The 15,642-nt window shown below is 71.4% G+C and carries 16 protein-coding genes; 12 read left to right on the forward strand and 4 right to left on the reverse strand.

Annotated elements, in window-relative coordinates:
- Positions 1 to 45 precede the first annotated feature (45 nt).
- From AC4H2S_RS06725 to AC4H2S_RS06735, 3 genes are all read left to right on the forward strand, one after another.
- On the forward strand, positions 46 to 822 hold the full coding sequence (locus AC4H2S_RS06725) for a hypothetical protein (protein ID WP_491496199.1): 777 nt from the start codon (positions 46 to 48) through the stop codon (positions 820 to 822).
- A 153-nt stretch (positions 823 to 975) separates the two neighbouring features.
- A complete protein-coding gene (gene prfB / locus AC4H2S_RS06730; RefSeq protein WP_491496200.1) occupies positions 976 to 2,091 on the forward strand; it encodes a peptide chain release factor 2 in 1,116 nt (371 codons plus the stop codon).
- Positions 2,092 to 2,100: 9 nt separating this feature from the next.
- Complete coding sequence (locus tag AC4H2S_RS06735) at positions 2,101 to 2,403, forward strand: hypothetical protein (RefSeq protein ID WP_491496201.1); 303 nt, start codon at positions 2,101 to 2,103, stop codon at positions 2,401 to 2,403.
- A 126-nt stretch (positions 2,404 to 2,529) separates the two neighbouring features.
- Here the strand turns inward: AC4H2S_RS06735 and AC4H2S_RS06740 are convergent, their stop codons facing one another.
- On the reverse strand, positions 2,530 to 3,054 hold the full coding sequence (locus tag AC4H2S_RS06740) for a DUF3995 domain-containing protein (protein ID WP_491496202.1): 525 nt from the start codon (positions 3,052 to 3,054) through the stop codon (positions 2,530 to 2,532).
- Positions 3,055 to 3,210: 156 nt separating this feature from the next.
- Here AC4H2S_RS06740 and ftsE point away from each other — a divergent pair, with 156 nt between their 5' ends.
- From ftsE to AC4H2S_RS06765, 5 genes are all read left to right on the forward strand, one after another.
- Positions 3,211 to 3,900 carry a cell division ATP-binding protein FtsE gene (gene ftsE / locus AC4H2S_RS06745; protein WP_186340665.1) on the forward strand — a complete coding sequence of 230 codons (690 nt, stop codon included), beginning with the start codon at positions 3,211 to 3,213 and terminating at the stop codon, positions 3,898 to 3,900.
- A 56-nt stretch (positions 3,901 to 3,956) separates the two neighbouring features.
- Positions 3,957 to 4,865, forward strand: a complete 909-nt coding sequence (gene ftsX / locus AC4H2S_RS06750; RefSeq protein WP_491496203.1) for a permease-like cell division protein FtsX — start codon at positions 3,957 to 3,959, stop codon at positions 4,863 to 4,865.
- Positions 4,866 to 4,952: 87 nt separating this feature from the next.
- Positions 4,953 to 6,221 carry a peptidoglycan DD-metalloendopeptidase family protein gene (locus AC4H2S_RS06755; RefSeq protein ID WP_491496204.1) on the forward strand — a complete coding sequence of 423 codons (1,269 nt, stop codon included), beginning with the start codon at positions 4,953 to 4,955 and terminating at the stop codon, positions 6,219 to 6,221.
- Positions 6,222 to 6,263: 42 nt separating this feature from the next.
- Positions 6,264 to 6,743, forward strand: coding sequence for an SsrA-binding protein SmpB (gene smpB / locus AC4H2S_RS06760; protein WP_179617930.1), 480 nt, complete (start codon positions 6,264 to 6,266; stop codon positions 6,741 to 6,743).
- A 7-nt stretch (positions 6,744 to 6,750) separates the two neighbouring features.
- Positions 6,751 to 7,626 (forward strand): amidohydrolase family protein, encoded by an 876-nt coding sequence (locus AC4H2S_RS06765; protein WP_491496205.1) that lies wholly within the window; start codon positions 6,751 to 6,753, stop codon positions 7,624 to 7,626.
- 7 nt (positions 7,627 to 7,633) lie between these two features.
- Here AC4H2S_RS06765 and crcB read toward each other — a convergent pair whose 3' ends face one another.
- The 3 genes from crcB to AC4H2S_RS06780 form a co-directional block, all read right to left on the reverse strand.
- Complete coding sequence (crcB, locus tag AC4H2S_RS06770; protein WP_491496206.1) at positions 7,634 to 8,014, reverse strand: fluoride efflux transporter CrcB; 381 nt, start codon at positions 8,012 to 8,014, stop codon at positions 7,634 to 7,636.
- A complete protein-coding gene (locus tag AC4H2S_RS06775) occupies positions 8,011 to 8,454 on the reverse strand; it encodes a fluoride efflux transporter FluC (protein WP_491496207.1) in 444 nt (147 codons plus the stop codon). Before AC4H2S_RS06775 ends, crcB begins: the two co-directional genes overlap by 4 nt.
- 79 nt (positions 8,455 to 8,533) lie before the next feature.
- A complete protein-coding gene (locus tag AC4H2S_RS06780) occupies positions 8,534 to 11,977 on the reverse strand; it encodes an FUSC family protein (protein WP_491496208.1) in 3,444 nt (1,147 codons plus the stop codon).
- Between the two features lie 176 nt (positions 11,978 to 12,153).
- Here AC4H2S_RS06780 and AC4H2S_RS06785 point away from each other — a divergent pair, with 176 nt between their 5' ends.
- The 4 genes from AC4H2S_RS06785 to ureC all read left to right on the forward strand — a co-directional run bounded on the left by AC4H2S_RS06785 (position 12,154) and on the right by ureC (position 15,640).
- Positions 12,154 to 12,459, forward strand: a complete 306-nt coding sequence (locus AC4H2S_RS06785; protein ID WP_491496209.1) for an urease subunit gamma — start codon at positions 12,154 to 12,156, stop codon at positions 12,457 to 12,459.
- Entirely contained in the window at positions 12,456 to 13,367 is a 912-nt protein-coding gene (locus AC4H2S_RS06790; RefSeq protein WP_491496210.1) for a sirohydrochlorin chelatase, read from the forward strand. Before AC4H2S_RS06785 ends, AC4H2S_RS06790 begins: the two co-directional genes overlap by 4 nt.
- A gap of 127 nt (positions 13,368 to 13,494) precedes the next feature.
- A complete protein-coding gene (locus AC4H2S_RS06795) occupies positions 13,495 to 13,914 on the forward strand; it encodes an urease subunit beta (RefSeq protein ID WP_491496211.1) in 420 nt (139 codons plus the stop codon).
- A 1-nt stretch (position 13,915) separates the two neighbouring features.
- Positions 13,916 to 15,640 (forward strand): urease subunit alpha, encoded by a 1,725-nt coding sequence (gene ureC, locus AC4H2S_RS06800; RefSeq protein WP_491496212.1) that lies wholly within the window; start codon positions 13,916 to 13,918, stop codon positions 15,638 to 15,640.
- The last annotated feature ends 2 nt before the right edge of the window (positions 15,641 to 15,642 follow it).

The following is a 15,642-nucleotide window of genomic DNA, read 5'->3' on the forward strand; positions in this document are numbered from 1 at the left end:
GTGAACGGCCCGCAACCCGGGCCCACACACAACGGGGAACGAACCATGAACCGCATCACCGCACTCGCCGCCACCGTGGCCCTCGCCGCCGGCTCGCTGGCGCTCTCCGCGCCGGCGCAGGCCGCGCCCGCGAAGGCCTACAAGGTCACCGCCAAGGCCAACATCGAGGTCGCCGTCGCCAAGGAGGACACGGTCAAGGTCCGCGGCCGCGTCACCCCGAAGGCGGCCGGCCAGAAGGTCGTGCTCCAGCAGCGCGTGGGCAACAAGAAGACGTGGAAGGTGACCGGCAACGCGCGGGTCAAGGGCAACGGCACCTACCTGCTCAAGGACAAGCCCTCGACCCCGGGCTCCCGCGAGTACCGCGTGCTCAAGCCGGCCTCGAACGGGATCGCGAAGGGCTTCAGCAAGCCCGTCGCCGTCGAGGTCTACAAGTGGGAGAAGCTCGCCTACCGCACCAGCGGCCCCCGCGTGAACCTCGACTCGACCGGCGTCCTCATCGGTGCCGACTACTACGGCCAGAGCCTGGCGACCACGACGTCGGGCGAGCCGTCGTCGGTGGAGTACACCCTCGGTCGCAAGTGCAGCGCCCTGCGCGCGACGTACGCCCTCACCGACAGCTCGGCCACCGGCTCGAGCGGCGCGGTGACGGTCACCGCCGACGGCGCCGTCCTGGCCACGCACCCGCTGGCGGTCGGCACGGTCGTGGCCGACGAGGTCCTCGACCTCTCCGGCGTGTTCCGCCTGAAGATCGACCTGTCCACCACCGCGACGCCCGCCGCGGTCGCCGCCGTGGCGACGCCCGAGGTGCTCTGCACGCGCTGACGCGCACCCGATCCGGCAGCGGCGGGCACGACCGGGGTCACAGGCCCGGAAGTGCTCGCCGCTGTTGCGCGTGCGGGCAGCGTCGTTGGGGTGGCGTCGTGGGGGCAGCGTCGATCGGGACCCGGCTGGTGTTTGGCCGTAGTGTTGGCTCTCGTGGCAGGCATCGACTTCGACCAAGAGATCAAGCAGCTCCGGGCGACCATGAAGACCATCGGTCAGGTCCTCGACCTCGACAAGATGCGCGGCGAGATCGCCGACCTGGGCGAGCAGGTCGCCGCACCCGACCTCTGGGACGACGTCGGGAGCGCCACCCGCATCACCGGCCGGCTCTCCGCGCTGCAGGGTGAGCTCGACCGCTTCACGGGCCTCGAGACCCGCATCGAGGACCTCGCGCTGATGGTCGAGATGGCGCAGGAGGAGGGCGACGCCGACTCGCTCGCCGACTCCGAGGCCGAGCTCGCCCGCATCAAGAAGTCGGTCGAGTCCCTCGAGATCCGCACCCTGCTGTCGGGGGAGTACGACGAGCGCGAGGCGATCGTCACCATCCGCTCGGGCGCCGGTGGCGTCGACGCGGCCGACTTCGCCGAGATGCTGATGCGGATGTACACGCGCTGGGCCGAGCAGCACAAGTACGGCGTCGAGGTCTACGACGTCTCCTACGCGGAGGAGGCGGGCATCAAGTCCGCCGAGTTCGCCATCCACGCGCCCTACGCCTACGGCACCCTGTCGGTCGAGGCGGGCACGCACCGCCTGGTGCGGATCAGCCCCTTCGACAACCAGGGGCGCCGCCAGACGTCGTTCGCCGCCGTCGAGGTGGTGCCCGTCCTCGAACAGACCGACGAGATCGAGGTCGACGAGAACGACATCCGCACCGACGTCTTCCGCTCCGGTGGGCCGGGCGGCCAGTCGGTCAACACCACCGACTCCGCGGTGCGCCTGACCCACATCCCCACCGGGATCGTCGTCTCCTGCCAGAACGAGAAGTCGCAGCTGCAGAACAAGGCCTCCGCGATGGTCGTGCTCAAGGCCAAGCTGCTGGCGAAGAAGAAGGCCGAGGAGGCCGCGCTCAAGAAGGACCTCAAGGGCGACGTCGCCGCCAGCTGGGGCGACCAGATGCGCAACTACGTGCTCAACCCCTACCAGATCGTCAAGGACCTGCGCACCGGCTACGAGTCGGGCAACCCCAGCGCCGTCTTCGACGGTGACCTCGACGACTTCATGGAGGCCGGCATCCGCTGGCGCCGCGGGGCGGAGAAGGTCGACGCCTGAGGCGCCACCATGGGACTCTTCGGCAAGCCCGAGATGATCGGCCCGGGCGGTGGCAGCGACGCGGACCGCACCCGGATCGCGGATCTCGAGCGACGCGTCGCCGCGCTGGAGGCCCAGCTGGCCGAGCTGGCCCGGGCCGCGTCGCTCACGGGGCCGGCTGCGCTCGCGCCGTTCGCGACCGAGCCCTGGCTGGCCGAGGTGCAGGCGCTGCGCCGCGCCGGCAAGACGATCCACGCGATCAAGGTCTATCGCGAGCACACCGGCGCCAGCCTCAAGCAGGCCAAGGACGCCGTCGAGGCGCTCCCGGGCTGACCGGCTGTGTCCCGCTCGGCGACGTCATCAGCCGGCGCGCATCCACGGCAGCGGCTGAGTCGGGTTCACGTGGGTGCTGGTGCCGCTCATGGCGCGCGCGGCTCGGGACGAGCCGGTGGCCTCGCTTCAGGCGTGGGTGGTGTCAGGTGGACAGGGCTCGTGCCCGGCCCTCGAGGGGCGTGGCGCGATCGCCGCGCGAGCGGCGCGCAGGCACAGCAGCCCTCCGATGACGAACCACGGCTCCACGGCGATCAGCAGGTAGGGGGGCACCGGGCCGTCGGGCACCAGCATGGCCAGGGACAGCAGTCCGATGGCGCCTCTGAGGAGCAGGAGCACACCGGTGATCCGCAGTGCGAGACGCCAGCCGGGGATGTAGGTCCGCGGGTGCAGCACCAGCCAGCCGCACAGGAGCGCGGCGACCACCGAGGCGCCGGTGACGCCCCAGTTGTAGGCGCTGAACCAGGTGGTCTCCAGCGCGGCGTCAGCCGCCCCGCTGTCTGCCCCGAGACCGCGGCGGCCCCCGAAGGCCCAGTAGAGGTGCGGCACGGCGAACAGCGTCGACCACAGGGCCAGGGCGCCGAACGCTGCGCGAGCGACCCGATCGTGCACGGCGCGGGTCGTCACGGGTGTCGTCGGTCGGTTGACGCTCACTCAGCCATGATGACGTCGTCGAGGCGATGCGGGCCACGGATTTGACGTCGGCCGTGAGTCGCTGGCCCGTCGCCCCGGCACGCGTCGGGCACCTCACAGCCGGCGGCCCAGCCGGGATTCGCCGATCCCGCGCACCCCTCACGTAGCCTCGACGCCGTGATTCGCTTCGAGAAGGTCACCAAGAGTTACCCCGGCCACCCCCACCCCGCGCTCGACAACGTCTCGGTCGACGTCGAGAAGGGGGAGTTCGTCTTCCTGGTGGGCTCCTCCGGCTCGGGCAAGTCGACCTTCCTGCGCCTGGTGCTGCGCGAGTACCGGCCCACCTCCGGGCGGGTCTACGTCGCGGGCAAGGAGATCAACCGGTTGGCCAGCTGGAAGGTGCCGCGGCTGCGCCGCGACATCGGCACCGTCTTCCAGGACTTCCGCCTGCTGCCCAACAAGACCGTGACCGAGAACGTCGCCTTCGCCCTCCAGGTCATCGGCAAGTCCCGCAAGGAGATCAAGGACGTCGTGCCGGAGACGCTCGAGCTGGTCGGGCTGAGCGGCAAGGGCGACCGGATGCCCGACGAGCTCTCGGGCGGCGAGCAGCAGCGCGTCGCGGTCGCGCGGGCCTTCGTCAACCGGCCGATGATCCTGATCGCCGACGAGCCCACCGGCAACCTCGACCCGACGACGTCGGTGGGCATCATGAAGCTCCTCGACCGCATCAACCGCACCGGCACCACGGTCGTGATGGCCACCCACGACGCCGGCATCGTCGACCAGATGCGCAAGCGCGTCATCGAGCTCGAGAACGGTCACGTCGTGCGCGACCAGGCACAGGGCGTCTACGGCCACCAGAACTGAGCGGGGCGCGCCCCGGCCCCGATCCGCACCCCCGAACGAATCGAGATCCTCCTTCCATGCAGCTGCGCTACGTCTTCTCCGAGCTCGGCCAGGGCCTGCGACGCAACCTGACGATGCACCTGGCGGTGATCCTCACCCTCGTCGTGTCGCTGACGCTCGTCGGCATCGGCCTGCTGTTCCAGCAGCAGGCCACGCGGGCGGCCGAGCACTTCGGCAACCAGCTCCAGATCACCGTCTACCTGTGCCGGCTCAACGACTCCAACCCGGTCTGCCCCAACCCGGTGACCGAGGCGCAGAAGGCCGAGATCGAGGCGGTCGTGGATGCCAACCCGGAGGTCGCGAGCTATCGCTTCGAGTCCGGCGAGGTCGCCCTGGAGAAGGCCAAGGAGCTCTACGGCGAGGAGCTGTTCTCCGGCGACAACCCGGCGCTGACCGCCGAGGACATGCCGGAGACGATCTGGATCACCCTCGAGGACCCGCAGGAGTACGAGGGCATCACCAGCGCCGTGCAGGGCCTCGACGGTGTGTCCCGCGTGCGTGACCTGCGCGAGCAGGTGGGGCCGATCCTCACCACGATCACCAAGATGCGCACGTACGCCCTCGGCACCGCCGGCCTGCTGGTGCTGGCCGCGCTGCTGCTCGTCGCCAACACGATCCGCCTCGCAGCCTTCGCGCGCCGCAAGGAGATCGGCATCATGCGCCTGGTCGGCGCCTCGACGCTCTACATCGCGCTGCCGTTCCTCCTCGAGGCGCTGGTGACCGCGCTGATCAGCGTCGCGCTCGCCGGGGGAGCGCTGGCGGCGTTCCTGCACTTCGCGATCGGCGACCTCGCGGCCAACCTGAGGTTCGTCCCGTGGATCGGGTGGAACGAGTACTGGGTCGCCGCCGGGGCCATCGGGATCCTCGGTCCGGTGCTCACCTTGCTCCCGACACTCGTGTTGACCCGCAAATACCTCAAAGTCTGACCCGCGGGGGTTAGCGTCTAGGCGTCTCGCCCGGCGTCAGTCGGGAGTGGCACCCTTCCCCGCTTCCCCGACGCAAAGGCTTCCCCGGTGCGTACCTTCCCCCGTGCCGCTCAACGCCGCCTGGCCGCAGCACTTGTCGCGGTCATGGCCCTGAGCGTGTCCGCGGCCCATGCCGACGACCTCAAGGACAAGAAGAACAAGGTCGAGCGCGAGCTCAAGGGCGCCCACCAGGACCTCGACGCGTCCAGCGCCCAGCTGCGCAAGGCGACCGCCCGCCTCGACGCCGCCCAGCAGCAGCTCCGGGTCGCCAAGACCCGCCTCGCCACCGCTCGCGGCAAGGTCGAGGTGGCCCACGAGCGCGACGAGCGGATGCAGGCCGCGCTCGAGGTCGCGGAGGCCGAGCTCGCCGCCGCCGAGGCGGCGCTGGCCCAGGGCCGGGTCGACCGCGACACCCAGCGGCAGAAGGTCGCGCGCACCGTCGCCGACATGTACTCCGAGGGCGACCCCGAGCTCCTCGCGTTCTCCTCGCTGCTCGACGCCGAGTCGACCGAGGAGCTCACCCGCCGCGACGGGGTGCGCGACGTCGTCGTCGGCCAGGAGGCGCGCGAGTACGACGAGCTCAAGGCCTCGGAGGTGCTGCTCGAGGTGCGCGAGGACCAGGTCGCCGAGGCCCGCGACGACGTGGCCGTCAAGCGCGAGGCCGCTGCCGAGCACCTCGAGGTGATGCAGGCCCTCGAGGCGGAGGAGCGCGCCGCGAAGGACGCGGTGGTCGAGCTCGTCGTCGAGCGACGCGACGCCCGCGCCGGGGCACGCCAGGCCCGCGCGAAGGACCTCGCCAAGCTCCGCAAGCTCGAGAAGGAGCAGCAGCGGATCGAGGAGATGCTGCGCAGGCGCGCGCTCGCCGCGCTGCGCCGCCAGCGGGCCCAGTCCCGCTCCCAGGCGCCCGCGCCCAGCCCGGGCTCGGGGATCCTCGCCTACCCCGTCGACGGCTACGTCACCTCGCCGTTCGGCTACCGCTCGCACCCGATCTACCACTACTGGGGACTGCACGACGGCATCGACTTCGGCGGCGGGTGCGGCACGCCGCTGCGCGCCGCGGCGCCGGGCAAGGTGGTGTCGTCCTACTACAGCGGCGTCTACGGCAACCGCCTCGTGATCGACCACGGCGTGCTCGGCGGACGCGGCATCGCCACGATCTACAACCACGCCAGCGGCTACAACGTCGGGGTGGGCGACCGGGTCGAGGTGGGACAGGTGATCGGGTTCGAGGGCAGCACGGGCTGGTCGACCGGGTGCCACCTGCACTTCACCGTGATGGCCAACGGCCAGGCCGTGGACCCGATGAACTGGCTGTAACGCGCTGGACAGTCGTTGGTGCCGCTCTGGGAGGATGGGCCCATGGCGAAGGAGCAGGGCCAGAAGATGGTCGCGCAGAACAAGAAGGCGCGCCACGACTACCACATCGAGGACACGTGGGAGGCCGGCCTGGTCCTCATGGGCACCGAGGTGAAGTCGCTGCGGCAGGGGCGGGCCTCGCTCGTCGACGGGTTCGCCGAGATCGACAACGGCGAGGCGTGGCTGCTCGGGGTGCACATCCCGGAGTACAGCCAGGGCACGTGGACCAACCACTCCGCCCGGCGGCGCCGCAAGCTGCTGCTCAACCGCTCGGAGATCGACAAGATCGAGCGCAAGATCACCGACAAGGGCTACACGATCGTCCCGCTTGCGCTCTACTTCAAGGACGGCCGGGCCAAGGTCGAGATCGCGCTCGCCAAGGGCAAGAAGGCCTACGACAAGCGCCACACCCTGGCCGAGCGGCAGGCCAACCGCGAGAAGGTCGACGCGGTCCAGCGCCGGCTCAAGGGTCACCGGGACTGAGCCCCGGGTGACCGATCCCGTCGCGTTCGCCCGCGCCCTCGGCCTGCCCGGCCTCCAGGACCTGCACACCCACTTCCTCCCGCCGCGGGTGATGGCCAAGGTCCGGGCGCAGTTCGACGCGGCGGGCCCGCTCATCGGCCGGCCGTGGCCGCTCCACTACCGCGACGCGGACGACGCCCTCGTGGAGAGGCTGCGCTCGTTCGGCGTGCGTCGCTTCACCGCGCTGCCCTACGCCCACAAGGCCGGCATGGCGGAGTTCCTCAACGACTGGGCCGCCGGGTTCGCGCGGCGCGTGCCCGAGGCGGCGGTGTGCGGCACGTTCTACCCCGAGCCCGGTGCGGGGGCGTACGTCGCCTCCCGGTCCGCGGGCCCCGAGCCGGTCGAGGTCTGGAAGGTGCACGTGCAGGTCGGCGCGTTCGACGTCACCGACCCCCTCCTCGACGAGGCGTGGGGCGTGGTCGCAGAGACCGGGACGCCCGTCGTGCTCCACGCCGGCAGCGGTCCCGTCGCGACCGAGCACACCGGCCCCGCCCCGGTCGCCGCGCTCCTCGCGCGCCATCCGCGGCTGCGGCTGGTCATCGCCCACGCCGGCGCCCCGGAGTACGCCGAGTTCCTGGCGCTCGCCGAGCGGCACGAGCGGGTCGCCCTCGACACGACGATGGCCTTCACGCCGTTCTTCGAGGAGATGGGCGGCGCCTACCCGGACGACCTGCTGCCGCGGCTGCGCGACCTCGGGCTGGCCGGCCGGGTGCACCTCGGCAGCGACTTCCCCAACATCCCCTACCCCTACGCCGTGCAGCTCGAGTCGCTCGAGCGGCTCGGGCTCGGCGAGGACTGGCTGCGCGCCGTCTGCTGGGACAACACCACCGCCCTGCTGGGCTGAGCGCCGCCTACAGGTGCGAACCCCAGTAGTAGCCGCCGAACGCGAGGGCGATGCTGAGCACCAGCACGCCCACGCCGTAGGCCGCCGCCAGGCCGTAGCGCTTCTCGCGCACCAGCTGGACGGTCTCGTAGCTGGCGGTGCTGAAGGTCGTGTAGCCGCCGAGGAACCCGGTGCCCACGATGGCGCTGACGTCGGTCGAGGCGAGGTGGCTGGCGACCAGGCCGGTCAGGAACCCGAGCACCGGCGAGCCGGTGAGGTTGATGATCGCCGTCGACCACGGGAAGGCGGAGCCCTTGGTCCTGGACTTGATCCAGGCGTCGAGGAGGTAGCGCACGCTGGCGCCCAGGCCGCCGGCGACGACGAGCAGCGCGAAGAGTCCCGGTGTCATCGGCTCGCTCCCTCGGCGCGGTGGCGGGGCCCGTGCCGGCTCGCCGCGAGGGCGATGCCGGCGAGGGTGGCCAGGCCGCCGACCACCAGGGTGCCGAGGGCGTAGGTCGCGGCCACGCCCACGCGCGAGTCGTCGAGCAGCACGGCCGTGTCGGTCGCCAGCGAGCTGTAGGTGGTGAGGCCCCCGCAGAACCCGGTGCCGATGAGCAGCTTGAGCCGCGAGGTCAGCTGGGGCGGCGTGTCGTCGCGGGTGAGCGCCTCGTAGAGGTAGCCCAGCACGAACGCGCCGAGCACGTTGACGATCGGCACCACGATGGGGATGTTGTCCTCGTTGGGCACGGCCAGCATGAACCCCTCGCGCGCCCCGACGCCCACGATGCCCCCAGCGAGTACCAGCGCGACCGAGGTGAGTCGCGAGTCGTGCTGCGCCGCGGCGCTCATGGTCGCGTCGGCTCCGGGGGCGCGGTGACCCGCCCCCTGCGTGTGGTCCAACCGAGATCGGTGTCCATCGTGTGCCTCCTCATGCGTTGGCGGGGTGGGCGGCGGGATCGGCAGCACCGACCGCGCCGGGGGAGACGGCGTCCAGCAGGGCCAGCAGGGTCAGGTTGACCAGGCTGACCTCCAGCGTGACGGCGTCGACGGACCGCACGGGCGCGTCGACGTCGTTGGCGTCGCCGACGGAGGTGTCGACCGCCCCTGGTAGCCGGCCGGACAGCGCCGTGGTGAGGGCGGCGACGTTCTCGCTGGTCGACCGGCTCAGGGCCCTCCAGTCCACGCCCGGGTCGGCGCCCGGATCGACGCCCGAGGCGATGGCGCCCTCGACCGCGCCCACCAGCTGCCGGGTGTGGAAGACCAGCGACCACGCCCCGGTGAGCTGGCTCTCCACGCCTCCGGGCTCGAGGGCGCCGGCCGAGCGACGCAGCGGGTCCGCCGCGGTCGCGATGGAGCGGACGTGCCGGTCGGCGTCGAGGAGCCGTTGGCGCACGGCGGTCTGCGAGATCGAGTGGTCGCCGGCCATGCGCGACAGGCTGGCGGTGACGATCACGTCGACGTCCTCGACCAGGTCGGCGAGGTTGGCGTGGTAGGTCGTGCGGGTGTGGCGCGGAAGCACGAGCGCGGCCACGGCGAGCGCGACCAGCGCACCGAAGACCGTCTCAAGCACCCGCTCCTCCAGCGCGAGGCTGGTCAGCCGCCCGAGGTACTCGTAGAGCATCGCGAAGATCATCGTCGTCCACAGGGCGGAGACGGCCGGGGACACCTGGCGGTAGTAGGCCGAGGCGAAGACGGCCACCGCGATGACCGGCAGCACCACCGCGGGGTCCGACCCGCTCTCCAGGGCGATCGCGAAGCCGATCGCCGCGCCCCCGACGGTGCCGGCGAGGCGTTGGGCGCCCTTGACCAGGGTCTCGCCGTCGGTCCCGCCCAGCACCTGGTAGGCCGCGAGCACCGCCCAGTACTGGTGGCTCGACGACACCAGCCCCCCGACCGCCAGCGCGAGGCCGGTCGCGACCGCGGCCTGGACCGCCTGGCGCGTCGACGGCGCGATGGAACGCCCCGCCGGGGGAGCGTCCTCGGCGGCCTGGCGCGCGCCGGGCGCCACCAGCGCCTCGGCCCCCACCTCGCCCTCCTCGGCCAGGGGCACGGTGTAGGCGACCTCCGGGTGAAGAGCCGCGTCGACCGCGTCCCGCAGCTTCTCCGCGACGCGTTGCAGCTGGTCGATCGCCGCGTGCAGCGCACGCGCCTGGCGGGGCCAGTCCCGCGGCGGCTCCTCCTCCGTCCAGGGCGGCAGTGCCGCGAGGTCGGGACTCAGGCCGGCGTCGGTCGTCGCCGACGCGGTCGTGCGGGCGACATGGACCTGGAGCAGCTCGAGCCGACCGGCCAATCGCGCCCGCAGCTCCAGCGACAAGGTGGTGCCGGTGACGTCGCGTGCGGCGGAGGCGAGATTCTTGACGGCGAGCTCGGTGTCGAACAACCGCAGGCGCAGCGCCGCCGCGCGCTCGGGGGAGACGCCGATCTTGTCCTCGTCGCCGGTCATGCATCCTCCGATGAATGCACCGGCCCGGCGCAGCTGGCCCAGCTCGAGGTCGGCCCGCTTGCGCACGTCGCCGCTCCAGCGGGCCCACGAGATGGCGTCGACCAGGGTGTCCATCGCCGAGACCAGCTGGGCCGTGAAGCCCTCGATGCCGTCGCGCAGCTCCTTGCGCGGGCGCGCGGGCAGGAGGACGTAGCTCACGACCAGCGCCCACAGCACCCCCGCCGCGGCAGCGCCGAGGAACCACGGTGCGTCGCTGGGCTGCAGCCGGAGGATCAGCGCGAAGTAGTAGGCCATGAACGACACCCGGCCGATGGCGGCCCAGCGGGCGCCGAAGTGGCCCACCCACGTGCCGACCAGGGCCACGACGGCCAGAAGGAGACCGGTGAGCAGCGTCGAGTCCGACACCAGCGCGCCGAGGAACACCACGACGCCGATCGGCACGAGCTGCAGCACGCTGGTGAGCACCTGCCCGCGCTGCGACCTGTCGACGGCGACGCCCGTGCTCGTCATGGCGACGAAGCCGCCGAAGATGGCCGGCTGGATGGCGGCGCGGTCGGTGGCCGCGTCGAAGAGGACGTAGAGCGAGGCCACGGCGAGGACGGCCGCGACGACCGAGCGCATCGCGGTGCGCAGCCGCGCGTAGCCGGGGTCGACCTGCGCGAGGTGGCGCTGCGCGAACCTCCGCCAGCGCGGCAGGGGGAGGCGGGTGGACCGGACGCCGGCGGCCGTCGGGTCGTCCACCGGGGGCGGGTGCCCGCCCAGCACGGTCCGGGTGGCCACGGGGTCGGAGTCGCCGAGGCCCGAGACGGGCCGGTCGGCGACGATCACCGGCTGGTAGTCCAGGTCGTCGCTGACCCCGAGCGTCAGCTGCTGGCTGCGGTAGGCGAAGGGCAGCCAGCGGGTGTAGCGGGTGTAGGAGTCGTGGAGGTCGGCGAGCGGCTCGGTGCCGGCCAGCCTCGCCATCGCGGTCTCGAGCTGCACGAAGCGCGGCACCCACTGGTCGGTGGGCGCCTGCTCGCCCTTGGCCAGCGCCGAGAACGTCTCGATGTCCACCACCTCGGGAACGGGCTCGTCGAGGTGCACGGTGCGCTCGAGCTGCTCGCCGAACTCGAGGAACTGGAAGGTGAGCGGCACCAGCGCCGGCTGGGTGGCGGCGGGGTGTCCGGTCGGCAGGCACCAGCGCAGCGCGCCGATCGTCCCGCCGATCATCCGCACCGCGTAGGGCAGGGCGAAGTGGTCGCGTCCGCTCTGGAAGTAGTAGGCGGCGTGGTGCAGCCGCAGGCCGTCGGTGTAGGACGCGAACGCGTCGGAGATGCCGTCGAGGTGGCCGTCGAGCCCGGGCTGCTGGCCGCCCTGGAAGAACGGGGCGAGGCTGTCGACGGGGGAGCCGGCCCCGCGCTCGGCGGTGAAGAAGTGGCGGCAGAGCGCGTTGAGGTCGCTGATGACCGAGTAGACGCCGAGCAGGAACGTGAGGATCAGGGAGATCAGGACGACGCCGCACAGCGTCTCGACGATGCTCAGGAAGCGCAGGACGTCGGTCTCCGCCGTGAGCGCCGAGCCGCCGACCGTGGCCAGCTGGGCGGAGCTGAAGTACATCGCGTCGAAGAAGTCCAGGCTCGACCCCCGCCCGGAGACGGAGAAGGACGTCGGGGACATCAGCCCGTAGTAGATGAGCCCGAATCCGAGGATGACCCCGAAGACCCACACCAGGATGCCGATCACGACCTGGAGACCGGTCACCTGGCGCAGGGCGTACGGGCGCCACCGGCGGGGGAGCCGGCGGGTGACGCGGCGCAGCAGGTGCCACTGCCCGCGAGCGACCGGTCCGGAGAGGAAGCCAGCCTCGTCGTAGTTGAGGACCGTGAGGAAGACGTCGGCCAGCGTCGCGGCGAGAACCGCGGCGCCGAGGACCCACCAGACGGTCTCCACCTGTGCAGGCTAACCGCATTTCGGGGCCGCGAAGCCGTGCCCGGCAAGGCTCATACCGATGGCACGGGCCGAACCTCCTGGGCCCTTGTTAAGGCGCGCGGACGTGGATGAAGGTGAGCGAGGGCCCCACAGGAAACGCATACCCGAGCCCACCCATCGCCAGGAGGTCGAAGCACATGCAACTGACTCCACGTGAGATCGACAAGCTGTACATCTACCAGGTCGCCGAGCTCGCCCGTCGTCGGCGAGACCGGGGCACGAAGATCAACCTCAGCGAAGCGCAGGCGCTGATCTCGGAGGCCATCATCGAAGGGGCCCGCGACGGCAAGTCGGTCGCCGAGTGCATGGAGCTGGGCAAGCACGTGGTCTCCGAGGCCGACTGCATGCCGGGCGTGCGCGAGCGGCTCGCCCTGCTCCAGGTCGAGGCGACGTTCGTCGATGGCAGCAAGCTCGTGTCCTGCCACGATCCAGTGGCGGCGTGAGGGAGATGTCCTCGGTCATGTCCGGGCAGGCCAGGACAGTCCTGGTCGCAGGGCATGAGAGCGCCGGGGGCGCCGACCTGGCGCCGATCGCCGACACCCTCGGCGCCGTCGTCACCACCTCGGGCCGACCGTTGAACGACGTCGTGACGGCACTGCTCACCGAGGGGGAGGACCGCGTCGTGGTCGTCCCGATGACCTGGGGGCGCGACCCCGTCATGGTGGCCGACACGGCGAAGACGCTGCGGTGGATCAGTGCCACGGCGGGAGCGGGACGGGTCGCGCAGAGTGCCGACTTCGGCACCGTCGACCACCTGGTCGCGTGGCTGCGTCGCGCGGCCGAGCGGGTCTCGACCCGACCGGGCACGACCCTGGTCGTCACGGCACCGTCGGGCGACCCGTTCGACGACGCCGACCTCCACCGGGTCGCGCACCTGGTGCGCACCCACGGCGCGGGGGTGCCGGTCGAGGTCGCGTGCGTCGCCGAGCCCGGCGACCTGGCCGAGGCCGTACGCCGGGCGAGACTGCTGGGAGCCGACCATGTCGTGGTCGTCCCGGCCGGCTTCGCCCGCACCCCGCCACCGGGCCTCCCCGAGGACGCGTCGTTCTTCGGCCCCCTGCTCTCCCAGGAGGCAGTGCTGGAGGTCGTGCGCCGTCGCGTGGCCGCCGCCGAGCACGACCTCGGCCACGGGCGCGACGGCATCGAGGAAGGGCTGCTGGCCGACCACGGCCACGGCTACGCACACTCCCACGCCTTCGAGGACGCCGGCGCGGAGCACCAGCACGGCCACGCCCACCCGCACGCTCACTCCCACACCCACGTCCAGGCCGACGGCACGAGCCACCGCCACGCCCACCCCCCGTCACCTCCTCGCCGCGAGGAGGCCGGTGCGACCGGCCCGCACGGGTAGACGACGACAGCCAGCCACCACGAGACGCCGAGGCCGCGGCGTCCCCCCAGACCGGGTCCACGCCCGGCCGACACCCCGGAGTCCCGGGCGACGCGCGTTCGCGCTGCCCACCAGGAAAGGACGTCCCATGCTCGGCAGCCCCAAGTACGACCACAACGAGAACGAGATCGAGATCAACGCCGGTCGCGAGAGCGTCACCCTCACCGTCAGCAACACCGGCGACAGAGCGATCCAGATCGGGTCCCACTTCCACTTCTTCGAGGTCAACCGCGCCCTGCAGTTCGATCGTGAGAAGGCCTACGGGATGCACCTCGACATCCCGGCCGGGACCGGGGTCCGGATCGAGCCGGGCGACACCAGGGACGTCACCCTGACCGCCTACGCCGGCACCAGGTACGTCTACGGGTTCAACGGCCTCGTCAACGGCGGCCTCGACGCCGGGCAGACCCGGATCGATGCCCTCGCCCGGATGACCGAGCGGCAGTTCAAGGACGGCGCCCCCGCGGCGAAGAACCGTGGGGCCAACAAGCAGGGAAAGAAGAACTGACATGGCCATCATCTCGCGCAAGCAGTACACCGATCTCTTCGGGCCGACGACCGGCGACAAGGTGCAGCTCGCCGACTCCAACCTGGTCATCGAGATCGAGAAGGACTACAACGAGGGGCACTACGGCGACGAGGTCGTCTACGGCGGCGGCAAGACCGCCCGCGACGGGATGGCGGCGGACCCGCAGGCGACCAGCGCCACCGGCGTGCTCGACCTCGTCATCACCAACGCGATCGTCCTCGACCCGGTCCTGGGTGTCGTGAAGGGGGACATCGGCGTCAAGGACGGCCGCATCGTCGGCGTCGGCAAGTCGGGCAACCCCCACCTGCAGAGCGGCGTCGACCCGCGCCTCGTCGTCGGGCCGGGCACCGAGCTGCTCGCGGGGGAGCACTGCATCGCGACCGCCGGTGCCATCGACTCCCACGTGCACTACATCTCGCCGCAGCAGGCGGAGGCAGCCCTGTCCAACGGGATCACCACGCTGTTCGGCGGTGGCACCGGACCCACGGACGGGACCAACGGCGTCACCACGACTCCGGGTGTCTGGAACCTGCACCGGATGATCCAGGCCGCCGAGGACGTGGGGGTCAACATGGGCTTCCACGGCAAGGGCAACGGCTCCATGAGGGAGGCCCTGGTCGAGCAGATCAAGGCAGGAGCCTCGTCGTTGAAGGTGCACGAGGACTACGGGACGACGCCGGCGGCGATCGACAGCGCCCTGCGGGTGGCCGACGAGTTCGACATCCAGATCTCGATCCACACCGACAGCCTCAACGAGTCGGGGTTCGTGGAGGACACCATCTCCGCGATCAACGGCCGGACCATCCACACCTACCACACCGAGGGGGCCGGCGGCGGTCACGCGCCGGACATCATGAAGGTCGCGAGCCTGCCCAACGTGCTGCCCTCCTCGACCAACCCGACGCTGCCCTACACGGTCAACTCCGTCGACGAGCTGCTCGACATGGTGATGGTCTGCCACCACCTCTCCCACGACATCCCCGAGGACGTCGCCTTCGCCGACTCGCGGGTGCGCGCGGAGACGATCTCGGCCGAGACGGTGCTCCACGACGAGGGCGTGCTGTCGATGTTCTCCTCGGACTCCCAGGCGATGGGGCGCATCGGCGAGTCGGTGACGCGGGCCTTCCAGACCGCCCACCACAACAAGGACCAGCGCGGAGCGCTGCCCGAGGACGCCGAGGGCAACGACAACTTCCGGGTGCTGCGCTACCTCGCCAAGGTGACGATCAACCCCGCGATCACCCAGGGGGTCTCGGACCACATCGGGTCGCTCGAGGACGGCAAGCTCGCCGACATCGTGATCTGGCCGGTGGACTCGTTCGGGGTCAAGCCGCGGATGGTCATCAAGGGCGGGCTGACCAGCTGGGCGCAGATGGGCGATCCCAACGCGTCCCTCCCGACGCCGCAGCCGGTGTACTACCGGCCGATGTTCGGCGCCTACGGCAGGGCGCGGCAGAAGACCCGGGTGACCTTCATGTCCCAGGCCGCGATCGACCTGGGGGTCCCCGAGCAGCTCGGGCTGGAGAGCCAGGTGCTGCCGGTGCGGCGCTGCCGGGGGATCGGCAAGGAGCACATGGTGCGCAACGACCGGACGCCCGTCATCGAGGTGGACCCCGAGACCTACAAGGTCACCTACGACGGCAAGTCGGCGCACATCGACCCGGCGCAGTCCCTCCCGATGAACCAGCTCTTCTTCCTGGCATGAGG

The organism is Nocardioides sp. Z13_37 (genome assembly GCF_058355585.1).